The sequence below is a fragment of the Acidisarcina sp. genome, from assembly GCA_035539175.1.
GTDB lineage: Bacteria > Acidobacteriota > Terriglobia > Terriglobales > Acidobacteriaceae > JANXZS01.
This window is the reverse complement of the sequence record DATLIY010000007.1, coordinates 284194-298794: the sequence shown is the minus strand read 5'-3', so window position 1 is coordinate 298794 and position 14601 is coordinate 284194. Positions and strand designations below refer to the sequence as shown.

Sequence of the window (14601 nt, the reverse complement as noted above, 5' to 3'; positions counted from 1 at the left end):
TCGGTTCCAGAGTGCGTTAGTACGCCGCAATTCCGGTAATCTTCTGGCCAATGATGAGGGTATGGATGTCCTGCGTGCCCTCATACGTCTTCACCGACTCCAGATTCATCATGTGACGCATGACTGGATAGTCGTCCGTGATGCCGTTCGCGCCGAGCACATCGCGAGCCATGCGCGCACACTCGAGCGCCATCCACACGTTGTTTCGCTTCGCCAGCGAGATGTGTTCATAGCCTAGTGTGTCGTTATCCTTGAGCCTGCCGACGTGCAGCGCCAGCAGTTGCGCCTTGCTGATCTCTCCAATCATCCAGGCTAGTTTCTCCTGCACCAACTGGTGGCTGGCAATGGGCTCATCGCGGAACTGCTTGCGCAGCAGCGCATACTGCCGCGCCGTGTCGTAGCAGGACATGGCTGCGCCGATGGCGCCCCAACTGATTCCGTAACGTGCCTGGTTCAGGCACATCAGCGGAGACTTCAGGCCGCCGCTTGCGGGCAACAGATTGCTCGCTGGAACATAGACATCCTGCAGAGAGAGGCCGGAGGTGACCGAAGCGCGGAGGGACCATTTGCCGTGTACATCGTAGGCAGAGAAGCCGGGGCGGTCCGTCTCTACCAGGAAGCCGCGGATGCTATCGTCCTCGTCGTCAACTTTGGCCCACACAATGGCGATATCCGCGATGGAGCCCGAGGTAATCCACATCTTCTCGCCGTTCAGAATGTATCCTTCGCCAACGTGGCGCGCGCGGGTACGCATTCCGCCCGGATTCGATCCGAAATCCGGCTCCGTCAGTCCAAAGCAGCCAATCTTTTCTCCGGTCGCCAGCCGTGGGAGCCATTCATCCTTCTGTTGCGGACTGCCGAAGGTGTAGATGGGATACATGACCAATGCAGACTGCACGCTGACGAAGCTGCGCAAGCCAGAGTCGCCGCGCTCCAGCTCCTGCATCACCAGGCCATACTCCACATTGGACATCCCGGCGCAGCCATATCCTTCGAGATTCGCGCCGAAGAAACCGAGGCGTCCCATGGGCGCAACCAGCTCTTGCGGGAAGCGTCCATCGCGGTTGCACTGCTCAATGATGGGAATGAGATTGTCTTCGACGAATTGCCGCGCTGTATCGCGAGCCATACGCTCGTCCTCGCTGAGCAGAGCGTCGAAACCGATGAAGTCCACTCCTTGAAACGTGAAGCCCATGGCAAGTCTCCGGGGTTATCAATCGCAGACTGAAAACCAAGACAGGAAAGCCTAGCAGAACGGTGCAAAACGGGCAAAGCAAGGGTCAGCGCCGGGGCAGCGACCAGGCGGCTAGCGGCTCAGGACAGATATTCTCAGGACAGGTATTCCTTGATAAAGGGATCGTCGGAGGTCACCAGATCGTGGGTCGATCCATCGAAAATCAACTCTCCATCTCGAAGCATCAGGAAGCTGGTGTGAAGGGTGGCCTCGTCTCCGGATGAAGGCTCTGCCTGATTGGTGGCCTGATTAAAGGTGTGGGTCGCCAGGGTGTACGCGTCCTGCAGGCGATGCGTCACCAGCAGGGAACTGGTGTGGTACACGTCTCTCTGTTTCATCACCAGATCAATAATCGTCGTCGAAGTCACGGGGTCCAGCCCGCCTGTAGGGGAGTCATAGAGGATCAGGTCGGGATGGGAGATTACGGCTCGCGCGATCGCGACACGGCGCCGCATGCCTCCGGAGAGTTGCGCCGGAAACATGTCGATGGTGTGCTCCAGCTCTACAAATCGAAGCGCCTGCGAGACGCGGGCATCGATCTCTTCCTGAGGAACCTTGTCCTCCAGCAGGCGGTACGCGACATTATCCCGAACGGTAAGGGAGTCGAATAAGGCACTCTCCTGGAAGACCATGCCGATGCGGGAGCGAAGCTTGAAGAGATCGCGTTCCGGCATGCTGCTTACTTCCTGTCCAAAGACCGTGATTCGTCCCGAGTCCGGACGAAGCAGCCCATTTGCCAGCTTAAGAAGCACGCTCTTGCCCACGCCTGCCGGGCCCAGCAGAATGCGTGTCTCTCCCACGGCGACGCGAAAAGAGATGTTCTTGAGAACGGGTTTGCCGTCAAAGCCGATGGAGACGTCGTCGAACACAACCACCGGTTCCTCGGCGCCTAGGGCGGGAACGGGGACGGGGAGAGTCTGCGTCGCCATCAATTTTCCATCCTTACCGCCCAAAGATGCCGATCATAAGACGGCTGATGACGAAGTCAATGGCGATAATGAGCACAGAAGATACGACCACCGCCTGCGTCGTTGAGCGCCCGACTCCCTGCGTGCCTCCGCGCGTGTTCATGCCGTAATAGCAGCCGATGGTCGCGATGATGAATCCGAAGAAAATGGGCTTAACGAGTCCCTGCAGGACATCGGCATAGACCAGCGACTGGTAGGCCGTATGGTAATACTGCGAGCCGTCCTGGCCCAGCATGAAGACCGCGACAAAGGCGCCTCCAGCGGTTCCGACACTGTCCGAGACGATCGTCAGGAAGAACAACATGAAAATCGTGGCCACGACGCGCGGTGTAACCAGCTTCCTGAGCGGGTCAGTACCAAGAGCCCGCATGGCATCGATCTGTTCGGTGACCATCATGGAACCGAGTTCGCTGGCCATTCCCGATGCGTTTCTGCCGGAGACCATGAGGCTGGTCAGGACTGGACCAAGCTCCTTGATCATGGAGAAGCTGACCAACTGTCCGGTTACGGCAGTGGCCCCGAATTGAGAAAGTGTGGAGGCCGATTGCAGGGCGAGCACGCCACCAGTAAAAAAGCCAGTGAGGATGACGATGGGTAGTGACCCGATCCCGATCCTGTCTGCCTGCATTGCAATGTCGGACCAATACAGCCGGCCACTGAACAGATTTGCCAGGGCAGACGCGGACAGGATGGCATAGTCCTGAACGGAGCCGACTATTCGCTTTGAAAACGTCTCAATCGATCGTAAGGGCATGATTCCCAATTCAGAGCTTAGATGCGGGACGGGGATTATGGATTCAGTTCGAACGCGGCACGGTTCTTTTCATGCCGACTGCACACAGAACCAATCCCCTCTAAAGTTCTGCCTCTTATTCTTTCACGCGCTTCTTGATTTCTATATTGAGGCGTTTGATTTTCTGGTTCAGGGTGGAAAGCGGAATGCGGAACTGCTCGGAGGCCTCCGTCTGGTTCCAGTTGGAGCGCTCGAGCTTGTCCATGATGATTCGCCGCTCGATGTCCTCGAGGATATCGAAGAGGGATGCGTCAGGATTGTGTTCGAGCAGGCTGGAGGAATAGCTGCTGCCGGTCAGATGGCCGGGCAGAAGGTCCGAGGTGATGCTGGTTCCGGATGAGAGCACGACTCCGCGCTCGATGACATTCTCCAGCTCCCGGACGTTGCCAGGCCAATCATAGTCCACCAGGGCACGCATGGCCTCGGGCGCCAGGTGACGCAACTCCAGCCCGTTTTCGTCTGAGTAGCGCTTGAGGAAGTGTGTCGCCAGCAGAGGAATATCTTCGCGGCGGTTCCTCAGTGGCGGCAGATCGATCGTGATCACGTTCAGCCGGTAGTAGAGGTCTTCGCGGAACTTGCCTTCGCGTACCGCCTGGCGGAGATCGACATTGGTAGCCGCGATGATGCGGACATCGACCTGCAACTCCTGCACTCCACCGAGATGCATAAAGCGCTTGTCCTGCAGGACGCGCAGGATTTTAGCCTGCGTATCCATCCCCATGGTTCCAATTTCGTCGAGAAAGAGTGTGCCGTTATTGGCAATCTCGAAGAGCCCCTTCTTGGAGGCGATAGCAGAAGTGAATGCACCCTTGACGTGCCCGAAGAGCGTGGACTCCAGCAGATCCGTCGTCATCGCTCCTGTATTCACGGGCACAAACGGCTTATCGCGGCGCGGCGAGTTTGCGTGCAGAGCTTTCGCGATGAGCTCCTTGCCCGTGCCGCTTTCTCCCTGGATCAGTACGGTGGAGCGGCTCGGGGCTACCTGTGCCACCAGATCGAAGATGCGCAGCATGTTCTCGCTCTTGCCGACGATGTTCTCAAAGTTATAGCGCTGCTTGAGCGCCCGCTTCAGTTGAACATTTTCTTCTTCCGCGCGATGGCGTGCGATTGCGGAACGGATGTCCGCCAGCAGCTTTTCGTTATCCCAGGGCTTCTGGACGAAGTTTTGCGCACCTGCGCGGATGGCATCCACCACGTTGTCCACGGTGCCATAGGCCGTGATCATGATGACGGGTAACTGCGGCTGCCGTTCGCGGATATGCCCCAGGATCTCGATGCCGTTTTGTCCGGGCAAGGCGAGATCGAGCAGGACCAGGTCGAAGGACTTTTCATCGATCTCGATCAGTCCGGCTTCTCCGTCGTTCGCGGATTCCACTGTGTAACCTTCCAGTGTCAGCAGCGTTTGGAGCGACTCCCGGATGCCCGCTTCGTCGTCGATGATCAGAATTCGATTCGGGGCTTCTGCGAGCGATATGGATGACCCAGGACGCAGGGTCAAAGTGCCTTCAGACATGTACGGGTTTCCTTACCATGGGGAATTCCAAGTGAAATGTTGTTCCTTCGCCGACGCGGCTTTCGACTAGTATTTTGCCGGCGTGTTCCTGAATGATGCCGTAGGTGACAGCCAGTCCGAGTCCGGTACCCCGCCGCTGTCCTTCCTTCGGAGCACTCTTGGTTGTGAAAAATGGGTCGTAGATTCGCTGCATATGCTCGGGCGCGATCCCCGAGCCGTTGTCGCCGATCAGTACCTCGACATGACCGTTGGAAATCGTCCTGACGCTGAGGACTCCGCCACTCGCCATGGCATCCTTAGCGTTGAGAAAGAGATTGAGGAAGACCTGCTGCAGCTTGCCCGGGTTGCCGAGAATGCCAGGCAGATCCGGTTCGAGGGCAATCTCCAGTTGCACGCGCGAGGTCTTCATCTGGTGCTCCAGCAGCGTCAGCGTGTCCTGGATGATCTGGTTCAGGTCCAGTTCGCGGAACTCCGTTCCGCTGGTGCGCGAGAAGTTCAGCAAGCCGTTGACGATCTCCGATGCACGGAAGGTCTGCTGGGTAATCTTGTCGAGCAGCGGCCCCAGGCGCTCGTCTCCCCGCACCTGTTTCGCCAGCATCTGCGCATAGGAGGAGATCACCGCAAGTGGGGTGTTGACTTCGTGAGCGACCCCGGCGGCAAGCAGGCCGATGGAGGATAGTTTCTCCGCCTGCATCAACTGCGCCTCCAGTTCCACGCGGTCGCTGAAGTCGTCCACCAGAATGATTCGTCCGACGGTCTGGAAGTTGCGCGAGACCAGGGGCGCGATTGCGATATTGGCAGTACGGGTTTCGCCGGTGCGCGTGGTCAGGCGGAATTTGTAAAGGTTATGTACGCCCGGCTCTTCGCGCACGCGATGGAATTCGGCGATGAAATCCTGGGGAAAAATCTCGGCGAGCGGCTGTCCAATCGCCTCTTCGCGGGAGAGTGCGTACATCGCCTCCATCTGCGCGTTCCAGCTTTCGATGCGATCGGCCAGATCCACGGCAAAGATGCCGACGTTGATGGATTCCACGATGTTCTCATTGAACTCCTTCAACCGCTCATATTCGGTGATCTTTTCTTCCAGCCGGGCGTAGAGTCTCGCATTCTGTATGGCGATGCCGATGTAGCTGGCCAGCGACTCCAGCAGTTCCACGTCCTCGCTGGAGAGGAAGTCTCCGCCAATGGTGCGGCCCAGCCCGATCACTGCGATCGTCTTCTCCTGCAGGCGACAGGGAAGGTAGTAGTTGAGATCGAGCAGCGCGGCAGTGTTGCGCTGGCTCACTGGGAGATGCAGTGCCTGCTGCGTATTTTCCAGAAAGATGTGCGAGCCGGCATCGGGCAGGTCGAAGTCGAGAAAGCCCATGTCGAGCTGCATGCCGGACGAATCCAGGTCCTGCGGAAGTCCGTGTCCGGCGCTGAGCATGTAGTGGGATTCGTCGTCGGCGAGGAAGACGGCAACGCGTGCAACCAGCAGCGTTCGCGGGAGGCGGTCCACGATCGAGTTCAGCAGCGTCCGGAGATCGGTCTGCGAGCTGAGGCCACGCCCAAAGTCGATCAGCGTCTGGCGGTAATCATAGCGTTTGCGGTCGAAGACGCGATCGACCCACTCCTGAATGGCGCGCTTCAGCGGGTCGAATAGCTGCGCCGTCACGATGATGGCGACAATCAACCCCCAGACACGCAGTTGGGGCAGGCGGGTGTGCACCACTTCGGAGGCGACAGCCACCACTCCAAAGTAGAGGCCGACGATGCCCGCCGTGGCCAGGGTATAGGTCACGCCCCGCTTGAAGATCAGGTCCACATCCATCAGGCGATAGCGAACGATGGCCCAGCTGAACGTGAGCGGCAGAAACACCAGCGAAATGACGGCAACTTTTGTCAGCAGCGCCGGGGCGGGCAGATCCAGCAGGAACGGAATCACGTGGAGCAGGGTGAAGGGCGCCACCGCAAGCACGGTTCCGCGGGTCAGCCACTTCAGTTGCTGGCGGCGCAGCGGAATGTTGGTGCGCCGATAGCTGATGAAGAACAGGAGCGCGGCCAGCAAGTAGTAAATCGCCAGATAGCCGGTTGCGATCTGATCCAGGCGGTGAGCCAGTTTCTCCGTCGCCGACCACAACTCAATCGCAGCAATCTGCAGTCCCACTACGATGAATGCCGGCACATAGGTAAGTGCGATCAGCCAGCGCTTGCCTTGGGTCCAGGGCCGTTCTTCAGGAAAAGCCAGCGCGAAGTGCAGAAATAGTGCAGGCTGCAGGGCGCCCGCGATGATCTTGCCCCAGTAAATCGTCCAGTCGAAGGAGTTGAATTTGCCGGTGTAGTTGAAGGAGTACAGAACGAAAGAGAGCAGGCAGAAGACGTAGAAATGCGTCGACCGGGGTGCGGTCCAGCGGCGGAAGAGCACATACAGCCCGATGAGCAGATAGACCGTCGCGATGAGCCGGAAGCCCTGGTTGATGCTGCGATCCGGCGCCTCCAGAATCACAGGCACATCGACGCGCACACCGGAGCGGATCAGCGTGTAATTGGCCTTTCCGTAGACCCCGGTGCGATACATCTGCCGCACCAATGGTGCCAACCGGGGGGTGGGATGATCGTTGGCGGTAATCAGCAGATCGCCGGCCTTAATGCCGGCGCGCTGTCCTGGTCCGTCCTGGAGAACGCGCTGTGCCTCCAGCCCGCCATGCGCCTCGACCCACCAGACGCCATCTGTGGGCTTTTGGAATTTGCCCTCCTGGATGAAGTTCAGCGTGGCGAAGACGGCTGCGAAGATCGTCGATATCGCTAAAACGATCACGGCAAGCCGAATTTGGAATGGCTTCTGCATGGATGAGCGAAGAATCGCGTGCTCTATGGACCTTAACTCAACCGCTGGTGCACGTCACCTGCCATGACATCAGCGCTCAGGACTCAACTGGATAGATGTAGATATCTCGCTCAAAGTAAGGGCGATAGAAGGACTGGTCCAGGAAATCTCAGGGGATCATCCTGAGCAAAATGTCCAGTTTTTCACAGATTCTAGATTTGAATATGTATATCCATATCTATACATCTATTTTCTCATAGATGCGATTCAGCTTTCGGCTCATCCTCGGGCGTGGAACTCAAGATAGATTTAGCCGCTCAGGATTTACCGAACCGATCTGGGATCTTGATCGTAGCCCGAAACGAAGGCTGGATCAAGACCCCGATTTATAGACGTTAGGAGCGGTCTATACGTGCTGGACCGCCTGGGAGAGCTGGGTCAGAGAACCCTTCGCATCGCCGTAGAGCATGTGGGTGCAGTCCTTGAAGAAGAGGGGGTTCTCCAGGCCGGAGAAGCCCCGCCCCTGGCCGCGCTTGAGCACGATGACCGACTTGGCGCGATCCACTTCGAGGATCGGCATACCAGCGATAAGGGAAGTGGGATTGTCGCGGGCATCCGGATTGACGACGTCGTTGGCGCCGATGACCACCACAACATCGGTGGAGGGGAACTCCGGATTGATCTGGTCCATCTCATAGAGAGAGGAGTAGGGAACATTCGCCTCGGCCAGCAGAACATTCATGTGTCCCGGCATACGGCCAGCCACAGGATGGATGGCGTATTTCACCGTGACGCCGCGCGCTTCGAGCAGCTCGGCGAGTTCGCGGACGGCGTGCTGTGCCTGCGCCGTGGCGAGTCCATAGCCAGGAACGAAGACGACGCGAGTAGCATAGGCAAGCTGCACCGCGGCATCGTCGCTTGAGATTTCGCGCATCACTCCGCCGGAGCCGGCCTGGGCATGGGTGGCCGCCGATCCGAAGCCTCCGAAGAGGACATTCACGATGGAGCGGTTCATCGCCTTGCACATCAGGATGGAGAGGATCAGGCCGGAGAATCCGTCCAGCGTACCGGCGATGATGAGGACGTTATTCGAGAGGACGAAGCCGGTTGCTGCTGCGGCCAGCCCGGCATAGGAGTTGAGGAGCGACATAACCACCGGCATATCCGCGGAGCCGATGGGGATGACGAGCATAATGCCGAAGAGGAAGGCGGTGCCCACCATGACGTAGAAGGCGATGGTCGCCTCAGGATGGATGAGCGTGTAGAGAAAACTTCCTACCGTGGTTAGAAAGACAGCCCCATTGAGCAACTGCTGACCGCGAAACTGAACCGGGGTGCCGCGAATGATGCCTTGCAGCTTACCCGAGGCAATCAGCGATCCGGTGGTGGTGAGCGCGCCCAGCATGACCTCGAAGCCCAGGGCGCTGCGGGTGAACAGGCTCATCGAGCTGCCGCGAAACGAGAACTCTGCGATACCCACCAGCGCTGCGGCGATGGCTCCAAAGGCATGCGACAGCGCAGTTCGCTGGGGCATGGCCGTCATGGGAACCCAGATGGCCATCAGCGCGCCGATGATCGAACCGATCACCAGCCCGGCGATGATCCACTCATAGCTGACGATCTCCTTGTTGATCAGCGTGCCGATGATGGCCGCCAGCATGCCTCCCTCGGCAAGAAACATTCCGCGCCGCGCCGACTCCGGGTGGGACATTGCCTTGAGGCCCAGAATGAAGAGGACGGAGGCAACCAGATAGGTCGCTTCCGTAAAGTACGACGAAGTCGTCATGATCTCGGGCCCGGTCACTTCTGCACCGCCTTCTCCAGCTTGGCGGGGGTCCGCTTCTGGAACATCTTCAGCATGCGGTCGGTAATGCCGAAGCCGCCCACGACGTTGATGGTTGCGGTGGTCACCGCGACAAAGCCGAGAATGGTGGAAAACCGCGAGTGGTGCGCCCCGGCGATCACAATCGACCCAATCAGCGAGATGCCGGAGATGGCATTGGTCGCCGACATCAGCGGTGTGTGCAACAGCGGAGGAACCCGTGAAATGACCTGATAGCCAAGAAACGCGGCCAGCGCGAAAACGTAAATAGATGCAATCAGAACGGCAGGATTCATTTTGATCTCGCTTCGTCTAGTTTGAAGTCTGGTGGGCGGCGGTGGCGGCCTCAAGCACCGCGGCCACACGTGGATGGGTCACTTTGCCCGCGTGGGCAACACAGGAGCCGGAGAGAATTTCGTCGTTGAAATCCATCGTCAGCACTCCCTTATGCACGATCAGGCCAAGGAAGTTGACGATGTTGCGCGAATACAACTGGCTTGCGTGTACTGGAATCGTGATCGCCAGATTGAGCGGGGCCAGGATCGTGACTCCGTTGATGAGCGTTGTTTCGCCCGGACGGGTTAGCTCGCAGTTTCCTCCGGCAGGTGCGGCCAGGTCCACGATCAGCGAGCCGGGGCGCATGCCTTCGACGGCATCCTTGCGAACCAGGAGCGGGGCGCGGCGGCCCGGAACCTGCGCTGTGGTGATGATGACGTCGGAATACTTTGCCGTCTTTGCAATCAGATCGCGTCCGCGGTCCAGAGCTTCTTCGCTCAGTTCCTTTGCATAGCCGCCTTTATCTTCGGCGTTGATTCCACCCAGATCTACATCGAGAAACTTTGCCCCGAGAGAGCGCACCTGCTCGCCGGCTGCGGCCCGAACGTCATAGGCCTCGACCACGGCTCCCAGCCGCCGCGCGGTGGCGATGGCCTGCAAGCCAGCGACTCCAGCGCCAATTACGAAGACTTTGGCGGGAGGCACGGTGCCTGCGGCGGTCATCAAAAGCGGGAAGAGCCGCGGCAGGGTGTCGGCGGCGAGCACCGCGGCCTTGTATCCGGCAACGGTTGCCATGGAGGAGAGGGCGTCCATCGCCTGGGCGCGGGTGATGCGGGGCACCAGCTCGGTAGCGAAGAGGGTAGCTCCCCGGTCCACTGCGGTTGTCAGCTCCTGCGGTGCGTCGAGCGGACGCAGAAAGCCGGTGAGGACAACTCCTTGCTTCAGCAGCCGCTGGTCGGCGGCGTTGGGCGCGTTGACCACGGGCAGCAGGTCCGCGTTCGCCAGCAGTCCGGCGCGATCGGCGGTCACGGTTGCTCCCGCCTGAGCGTAAGCCTCATCCAGCGCGCCGGATGCGACGCCTGCGCCTTGCTCCACCACCACATCGATGCCCTGGGCCACCAGCGTCTTTATGTAATCCGGCAGCAGGGCAACGCGAGTCTCTCCGCTCGCTGTTTCTTTCACTATGCCAAGAAGCAATCTGTCCTCCTCGTCACTCAACAGAGCCTCAGTTGTGACATCTACGGACAATTCACGCGTAGCGGGGCGTCCGGGTCGTGATCTGCGTCACTAAAGATCTGTGCAGATAGACGAAACGGTAGAGCCCTTTCCTAAGAATCTTTGGTCCGGGATGCAACCTTCTACTGTGTGTGAATGACAGAGCCGTTATATCACTTTGGGTGATATGCGGACTACCGTGTTTTGTGAGGGGCGCGCCCGGTCGGAAGGTGTTGCGCAGATCGCCTGGGGTGCCGCGAAGGAGTGCCGCGGGGGATCAGCCTCGCGGAACAGCCAGAAGAAGCCGGAGATCGCGGAGATTGTGCGCCGTTGGTCCGGTAACTACCGTATCTCCAAGAGCCGTAAAGAGGGGGCAGGCGTTGAATTGGGCGAGCGATTCCTGTGGATCGAATCCGAAGGCTCGTGCCCGGGACACCGTGGTGGTATCCGCAATCGCCCCGGCGGCCTGGCTGTTCCCGTCGATACCGTCGGAACCGGCACTGAAGACGACAAGCGGATCTCCCTCCCACTTTGCCAGGTCCAGGGCACAGGCGAGGGCGAATTGCTGGTTGCGTCCTCCCGTACCGGCGGGGCCGTCGATTCTGACGGTTACCTCGCCGCCCGAGATAAGGCAGAGGCGCGGATGCTCCTGCCGCAGGGCATGGAAGCGCTCCAGCAGGTAGCGAGCGGCGTCGGCATAGTCCCACTCGTCGCATGTATTGTCGATGACGACTTTAAAGCCCAGCGAGCGGGCGTGGTCGCGCGCGGCATTCACCAGGTCATGGCCCGAGAGCAAGGTGTCAAAGCCGATGCTGCCAGCCCCGAAGGGATCGGCGGCTGTGGAGTTGGCAAAGATGCTAGTCCGCGCGGCTCCTGCCTCAAGTGGGCGGCTGGTCCAGGCGTGAGCCACCTTGGCTCCCGGAGTCTCTGGCAGGTCCTCGCGCTGGAAGAAGAAGCGGACACTCTGGGGAAACTTCTCCAGCAGGTGGTAGCGCTGCAGAATCTCGCGAGTCTGCTCCACGGTGGTGCGGTCCGGCAGGGTCGGCGAGGAGGCCAGGGCGTCCATGTGACGCAACGGCACGTCGGGCAACAGCAGGGAGAGCTTGGTGGAATCCGGAGCCGCCATGGCCAGCCTTCCTCCCTTGACGGCAGAGAAATGCTTCCGGACGGTGTTGACCTCGGCGATCGCAGCGCCGCTGGAGATCAAGGCTTCGTGAAAAGCCATGGTGTCTTCGAGCGAGATTGCGGGATCGAGCGGAAGCTCGAACATTGCGGAGCCGCCGCCGCTGATGAGGAAGAAGATGAACGTATCTTTCCTGGCGCGGTGCAGCATGTGCAGCGCGGCGCGTGCGGCATCGAAGGAGCTCTTGTTGGGCAGCGGATGCCCGCCAGCGAAATAGCGGATGCGCCAGTTGCGCTTGCGCGGAATTTCCGGCGCGCAGCAGATGCCGCGAACTCCCTTGCGGCGCGGCATGCGCGACAGCAGCGTCTCCATCAACGGCCGTGCCGCCTTGCCAATCGCGATGACCAGGATGCTCTTGAATTTGTTCAGCTCAATGCGCGAGGGCGGCAGCAGGGGAGAGACGTGGCGAATCAGCACGTCCCCTTCGAAGTGCAGATGCCGGTCGAAGGCAGCTTCAATGCTGCACTCTTCCAGGGCATGCAGAAAGATCGCCTGCGCAGCTTCGTGCAGGCCCTCCAGGGGAGTACAGATTTGCGCAGTCATCGACTCCCCAATTCAGGCGTGGCGCCCTTATCTCCGAGAGCAAAGTTCGATTCCAGCCAGGTGCGGATCGCCGCTTGCAGCGCATCCAGCTTGCCGGTAAAGAAGTGATCGGCACCCTCGATCCATACCAATTGGACGGGGGGAGCAGCGGTATGGACCACCGCCTCCACGCCATCCTTCGGCCCGTACTGGTCGCGGCTTCCGCTAACGAAGAGCTTCGGTTGCGTACAGTGGGGGAGGAACCCGTACGTGTAGTCGCGGCCCTCGGCGTGGACCGGCAGGCCCAGCCCCACGAGACCCTTGACCCGCGGGTCGCCACAACACGCCTCCAGGCCAACCGCGGCGCCGAAGGAGAATCCCGCGAAGAGAATCGGCCGCGCAAACTCGTGATCCAGCCAGTCCAGCGCAGTCCGGACGTCATCCCGTTCGCCGCGCCCATCATCGTGCGTCCCCTCGCTCAGGCCGGTACCGCGAAAGTTGAAGCGCAGGACGGGAAGTCCGAAGGATTGAAATGCCTTCATCGTATGAAAGACGACCTTGTTGTGCAGGGTGCCGCCGCCCAGGGGGTGGGGGTGGCAGACCAGCACGCAATAAGGGGCATCTTCGCGGCCAGCGTTGAGCAACGCCTCCAGCCGCCCCGCGGGGCCTCGAAGCTCTACCGAGCGCAATTGAGCCGAACCGATGTGAGTCGTCGTCATGCTTCCTTCTATTGTATTGAAGTGGCTCAGGTATTCTGGGAGTCTGATGAATTTCGATCCCATTCAGTTGACCAGGCAGCTTATTGATATCGACTCGACGACCTACCATGAAGGTCCTGTGGCAGCGTTTCTGGCGCAGTTTTTGACGGCGCAGGGCTATGCCGTGGAGACAACCCCGGTTCCCCAGCCGGCGGATAGCAAGGATACCGCGGAGCGAGCGAATCTCTACGCGGGCCGCGCCGGCGAAACTCCCGACCTGGTGTTTTCCACCCATCTGGACACGGTGCCTCCCTTTTTCGGCAGCCGCGAGGATGCGGATTTCATCTATGGACGGGGCGCCTGCGACGCTAAGGGAATCATCGCCGCGCAGATCGGCGCGCTGGAGCGGCTGACGAAGGCGGGCTTCAAGGTGGGCCTGCTGCTGGTTGCCGGTGAGGAGCGCGATTCGGCGGGAGCGAAGGTCGCGAATCTTTCGCCCAAAGGGAGCCGCTTTCTGATCAACGGTGAGCCGACCGACAACCGGCTTGCCCTGGCCTCCAAGGGTGCTCTGCGCGTGGTTCTCCGCACCTCGGGAAAGATGGCGCATTCTGCTTATCCTGAGCTGGGCGACAACGCGATCAACAAGATGATCGTGGCGCTGGGACGCGTGCTCCAGTTAGAGCTGCCGGCAACCGAAGACGTGGGCAGCAGCACGCTGAATATCGGTGTGATCGAGGGTGGTCACGCACCGAACATTGTTCCGGATTCCGCCGAGGCTCAACTGCTGGTGCGTCTGGTGGGAGACTCCGCATCGACGCGCAAGGCCATTGAGGATACGGTTCGGGGATTGGCGGAGGTCGATTTCACGCTGGAGCTTCCCTTCGTGCGCATGCGCAGGATTGATGGCGTGCCAACCATGGTGGCTGCTTTTACCACGGATATCCCTGCTCTTTCGAACTGGGGAGAGCCTCTGCTGCTCGGGCCAGGATCGATCCATGTGGCGCACACCCCTGGGGAGCGGCTGGCAAAGAAAGAACTGCTGCAAGCCATCGACATTTATACCGAGGTGGCCCGGCGGCTTCTGCAATGAAGACTCGGCTGGCGCATGCGGTGCTGGCGTTGCTCGCGGCCTGGGCCGTGGCCATGCTTACCACGATTCCGTTCCAGGTATCGGTGTGTCTACGCAACACCGATGGCGATATGCACCTCTTCCGGCAAATGATTCCGCTGGTGGTGATGGTGTGGTCCGTCTGGACCTTTGGCCTGGCCTTGCTGGGATGGCTCCTGGCCGCTTTGCCGATCACCCTGCTGGTGAATCCAGCGTGGATCTATCGCATGCGCCGGTGGGTGGTGGGGGGATGCGTGCTCCTCTCCGTTGTGGTGAACGTGTTGAAGTTTGAAGTCTGGCAGCTCCTGCTTTTCCGTCCGCACCTTCCCGTCGATCTTCGTGGCTTCAGCCTCTATACGGTCTTCACCGTGAGCTATTCCGCGACCATGGCTGCGGCTTATGCGTGGCTGGCGGGTCGAGCCGCGCGGCGATATGACTTCCATCCTCCGGTGTATGGCTGACG

Annotated in this window: 12 protein-coding genes; 2 read left to right on the top strand and 10 right to left on the bottom strand. The window is 59.9% G+C overall.

All coding sequences use genetic code 11. From position 1 onward, the window contains the following. Positions 1-16 precede the first annotated feature (16 nt). The 10 genes from VM554_03950 to VM554_03905 form a co-directional block, all read right to left on the bottom strand. Positions 17-1195: an acyl-CoA dehydrogenase family protein gene (locus tag VM554_03950; protein ID HVJ07510.1), complete on the bottom strand. Its 1179-nt coding sequence runs from the start codon at positions 1193-1195 to the stop codon at positions 17-19. A gap of 134 nt (positions 1196-1329) precedes the next feature. Continuing rightward, the gene (locus VM554_03945; protein HVJ07509.1) at positions 1330-2163 is read right to left on the bottom strand and encodes an ATP-binding cassette domain-containing protein; all 834 of its coding nucleotides are present in this window, start codon (positions 2161-2163) and stop codon (positions 1330-1332) included. Positions 2164-2176: 13 nt separating this feature from the next. Then, positions 2177-2956 carry an ABC transporter permease gene (locus tag VM554_03940; GenBank protein HVJ07508.1) on the bottom strand — a complete coding sequence of 260 codons (780 nt, stop codon included), beginning with the start codon at positions 2954-2956 and terminating at the stop codon, positions 2177-2179. Positions 2957-3071: 115 nt separating this feature from the next. Next, positions 3072-4508: a sigma-54 dependent transcriptional regulator gene (locus tag VM554_03935; GenBank protein HVJ07507.1), complete on the bottom strand. Its 1437-nt coding sequence runs from the start codon at positions 4506-4508 to the stop codon at positions 3072-3074. Continuing rightward, positions 4501-7335: an ATP-binding protein gene (locus tag VM554_03930; GenBank protein HVJ07506.1), complete on the bottom strand. Its 2835-nt coding sequence runs from the start codon at positions 7333-7335 to the stop codon at positions 4501-4503. The genes VM554_03935 and VM554_03930 overlap by 8 nt, the downstream gene beginning before the upstream one ends. A gap of 385 nt (positions 7336-7720) precedes the next feature. Next, positions 7721-9100 (bottom strand): NAD(P)(+) transhydrogenase (Re/Si-specific) subunit beta, encoded by a 1380-nt coding sequence (locus VM554_03925; GenBank protein ID HVJ07505.1) that lies wholly within the window; start codon positions 9098-9100, stop codon positions 7721-7723. A gap of 14 nt (positions 9101-9114) precedes the next feature. Then, a complete protein-coding gene (locus VM554_03920; protein HVJ07504.1) occupies positions 9115-9432 on the bottom strand; it encodes an NAD(P) transhydrogenase subunit alpha in 318 nt (105 codons plus the stop codon). 16 nt (positions 9433-9448) lie between these two features. Further along, positions 9449-10609 carry a Re/Si-specific NAD(P)(+) transhydrogenase subunit alpha gene (locus tag VM554_03915; protein ID HVJ07503.1) on the bottom strand — a complete coding sequence of 387 codons (1161 nt, stop codon included), beginning with the start codon at positions 10607-10609 and terminating at the stop codon, positions 9449-9451. Between the two features lie 295 nt (positions 10610-10904). Beyond that, the gene (locus tag VM554_03910; GenBank protein ID HVJ07502.1) at positions 10905-12353 is read right to left on the bottom strand and encodes a DUF4147 domain-containing protein; all 1449 of its coding nucleotides are present in this window, start codon (positions 12351-12353) and stop codon (positions 10905-10907) included. Next, the gene (locus VM554_03905) at positions 12350-13051 is read right to left on the bottom strand and encodes an alpha/beta family hydrolase (GenBank protein HVJ07501.1); all 702 of its coding nucleotides are present in this window, start codon (positions 13049-13051) and stop codon (positions 12350-12352) included. Before VM554_03905 ends, VM554_03910 begins: the two co-directional genes overlap by 4 nt. A gap of 46 nt (positions 13052-13097) precedes the next feature. Between VM554_03905 and VM554_03900 the strand changes: the two genes are divergently transcribed. Both VM554_03900 and VM554_03895 read left to right on the top strand, forming a co-directional pair. Beyond that, positions 13098-14120, top strand: a complete 1023-nt coding sequence (locus VM554_03900; protein ID HVJ07500.1) for a M20/M25/M40 family metallo-hydrolase — start codon at positions 13098-13100, stop codon at positions 14118-14120. Continuing rightward, on the top strand, positions 14117-14599 hold the full coding sequence (locus VM554_03895; protein ID HVJ07499.1) for a hypothetical protein: 483 nt from the start codon (positions 14117-14119) through the stop codon (positions 14597-14599). The genes VM554_03900 and VM554_03895 overlap by 4 nt, the downstream gene beginning before the upstream one ends. Positions 14600-14601: the final 2 nt, after the last annotated feature.

What these genes read in the sequence shown, in the direction of transcription:
- VM554_03950 (HVJ07510.1), bottom strand. Translation starts at nt 1,195, where the DNA reads ATGGGCTTCACGTTTCAAGGAGTGGACTTCATCGGTTTCGACGCTCTG.
- VM554_03945 (HVJ07509.1), bottom strand. Translation starts at nt 2,163, where the DNA reads ATGGCGACGCAGACTCTCCCCGTCCCCGTTCCCGCCCTAGGCGCCGAG.
- VM554_03940 (HVJ07508.1), bottom strand. Translation starts at nt 2,956, where the DNA reads ATGCCCTTACGATCGATTGAGACGTTTTCAAAGCGAATAGTCGGCTCC.
- VM554_03935 (HVJ07507.1), bottom strand. Translation starts at nt 4,508, where the DNA reads ATGTCTGAAGGCACTTTGACCCTGCGTCCTGGGTCATCCATATCGCTC.
- VM554_03930 (HVJ07506.1), bottom strand. Translation starts at nt 7,335, where the DNA reads ATGCAGAAGCCATTCCAAATTCGGCTTGCCGTGATCGTTTTAGCGATA.
- VM554_03925 (HVJ07505.1), bottom strand. Translation starts at nt 9,100, where the DNA reads ATGACGACTTCGTCGTACTTTACGGAAGCGACCTATCTGGTTGCCTCC.
- VM554_03920 (HVJ07504.1), bottom strand. Translation starts at nt 9,432, where the DNA reads ATGAATCCTGCCGTTCTGATTGCATCTATTTACGTTTTCGCGCTGGCC.
- VM554_03910 (HVJ07502.1), bottom strand. Translation starts at nt 12,353, where the DNA reads ATGACTGCGCAAATCTGTACTCCCCTGGAGGGCCTGCACGAAGCTGCG.
- VM554_03905 (HVJ07501.1), bottom strand. Translation starts at nt 13,051, where the DNA reads ATGACGACGACTCACATCGGTTCGGCTCAATTGCGCTCGGTAGAGCTT.
- VM554_03900 (HVJ07500.1), top strand. Translation starts at nt 13,098, where the DNA reads ATGAATTTCGATCCCATTCAGTTGACCAGGCAGCTTATTGATATCGAC.
- VM554_03895 (HVJ07499.1), top strand. Translation starts at nt 14,117, where the DNA reads ATGAAGACTCGGCTGGCGCATGCGGTGCTGGCGTTGCTCGCGGCCTGG.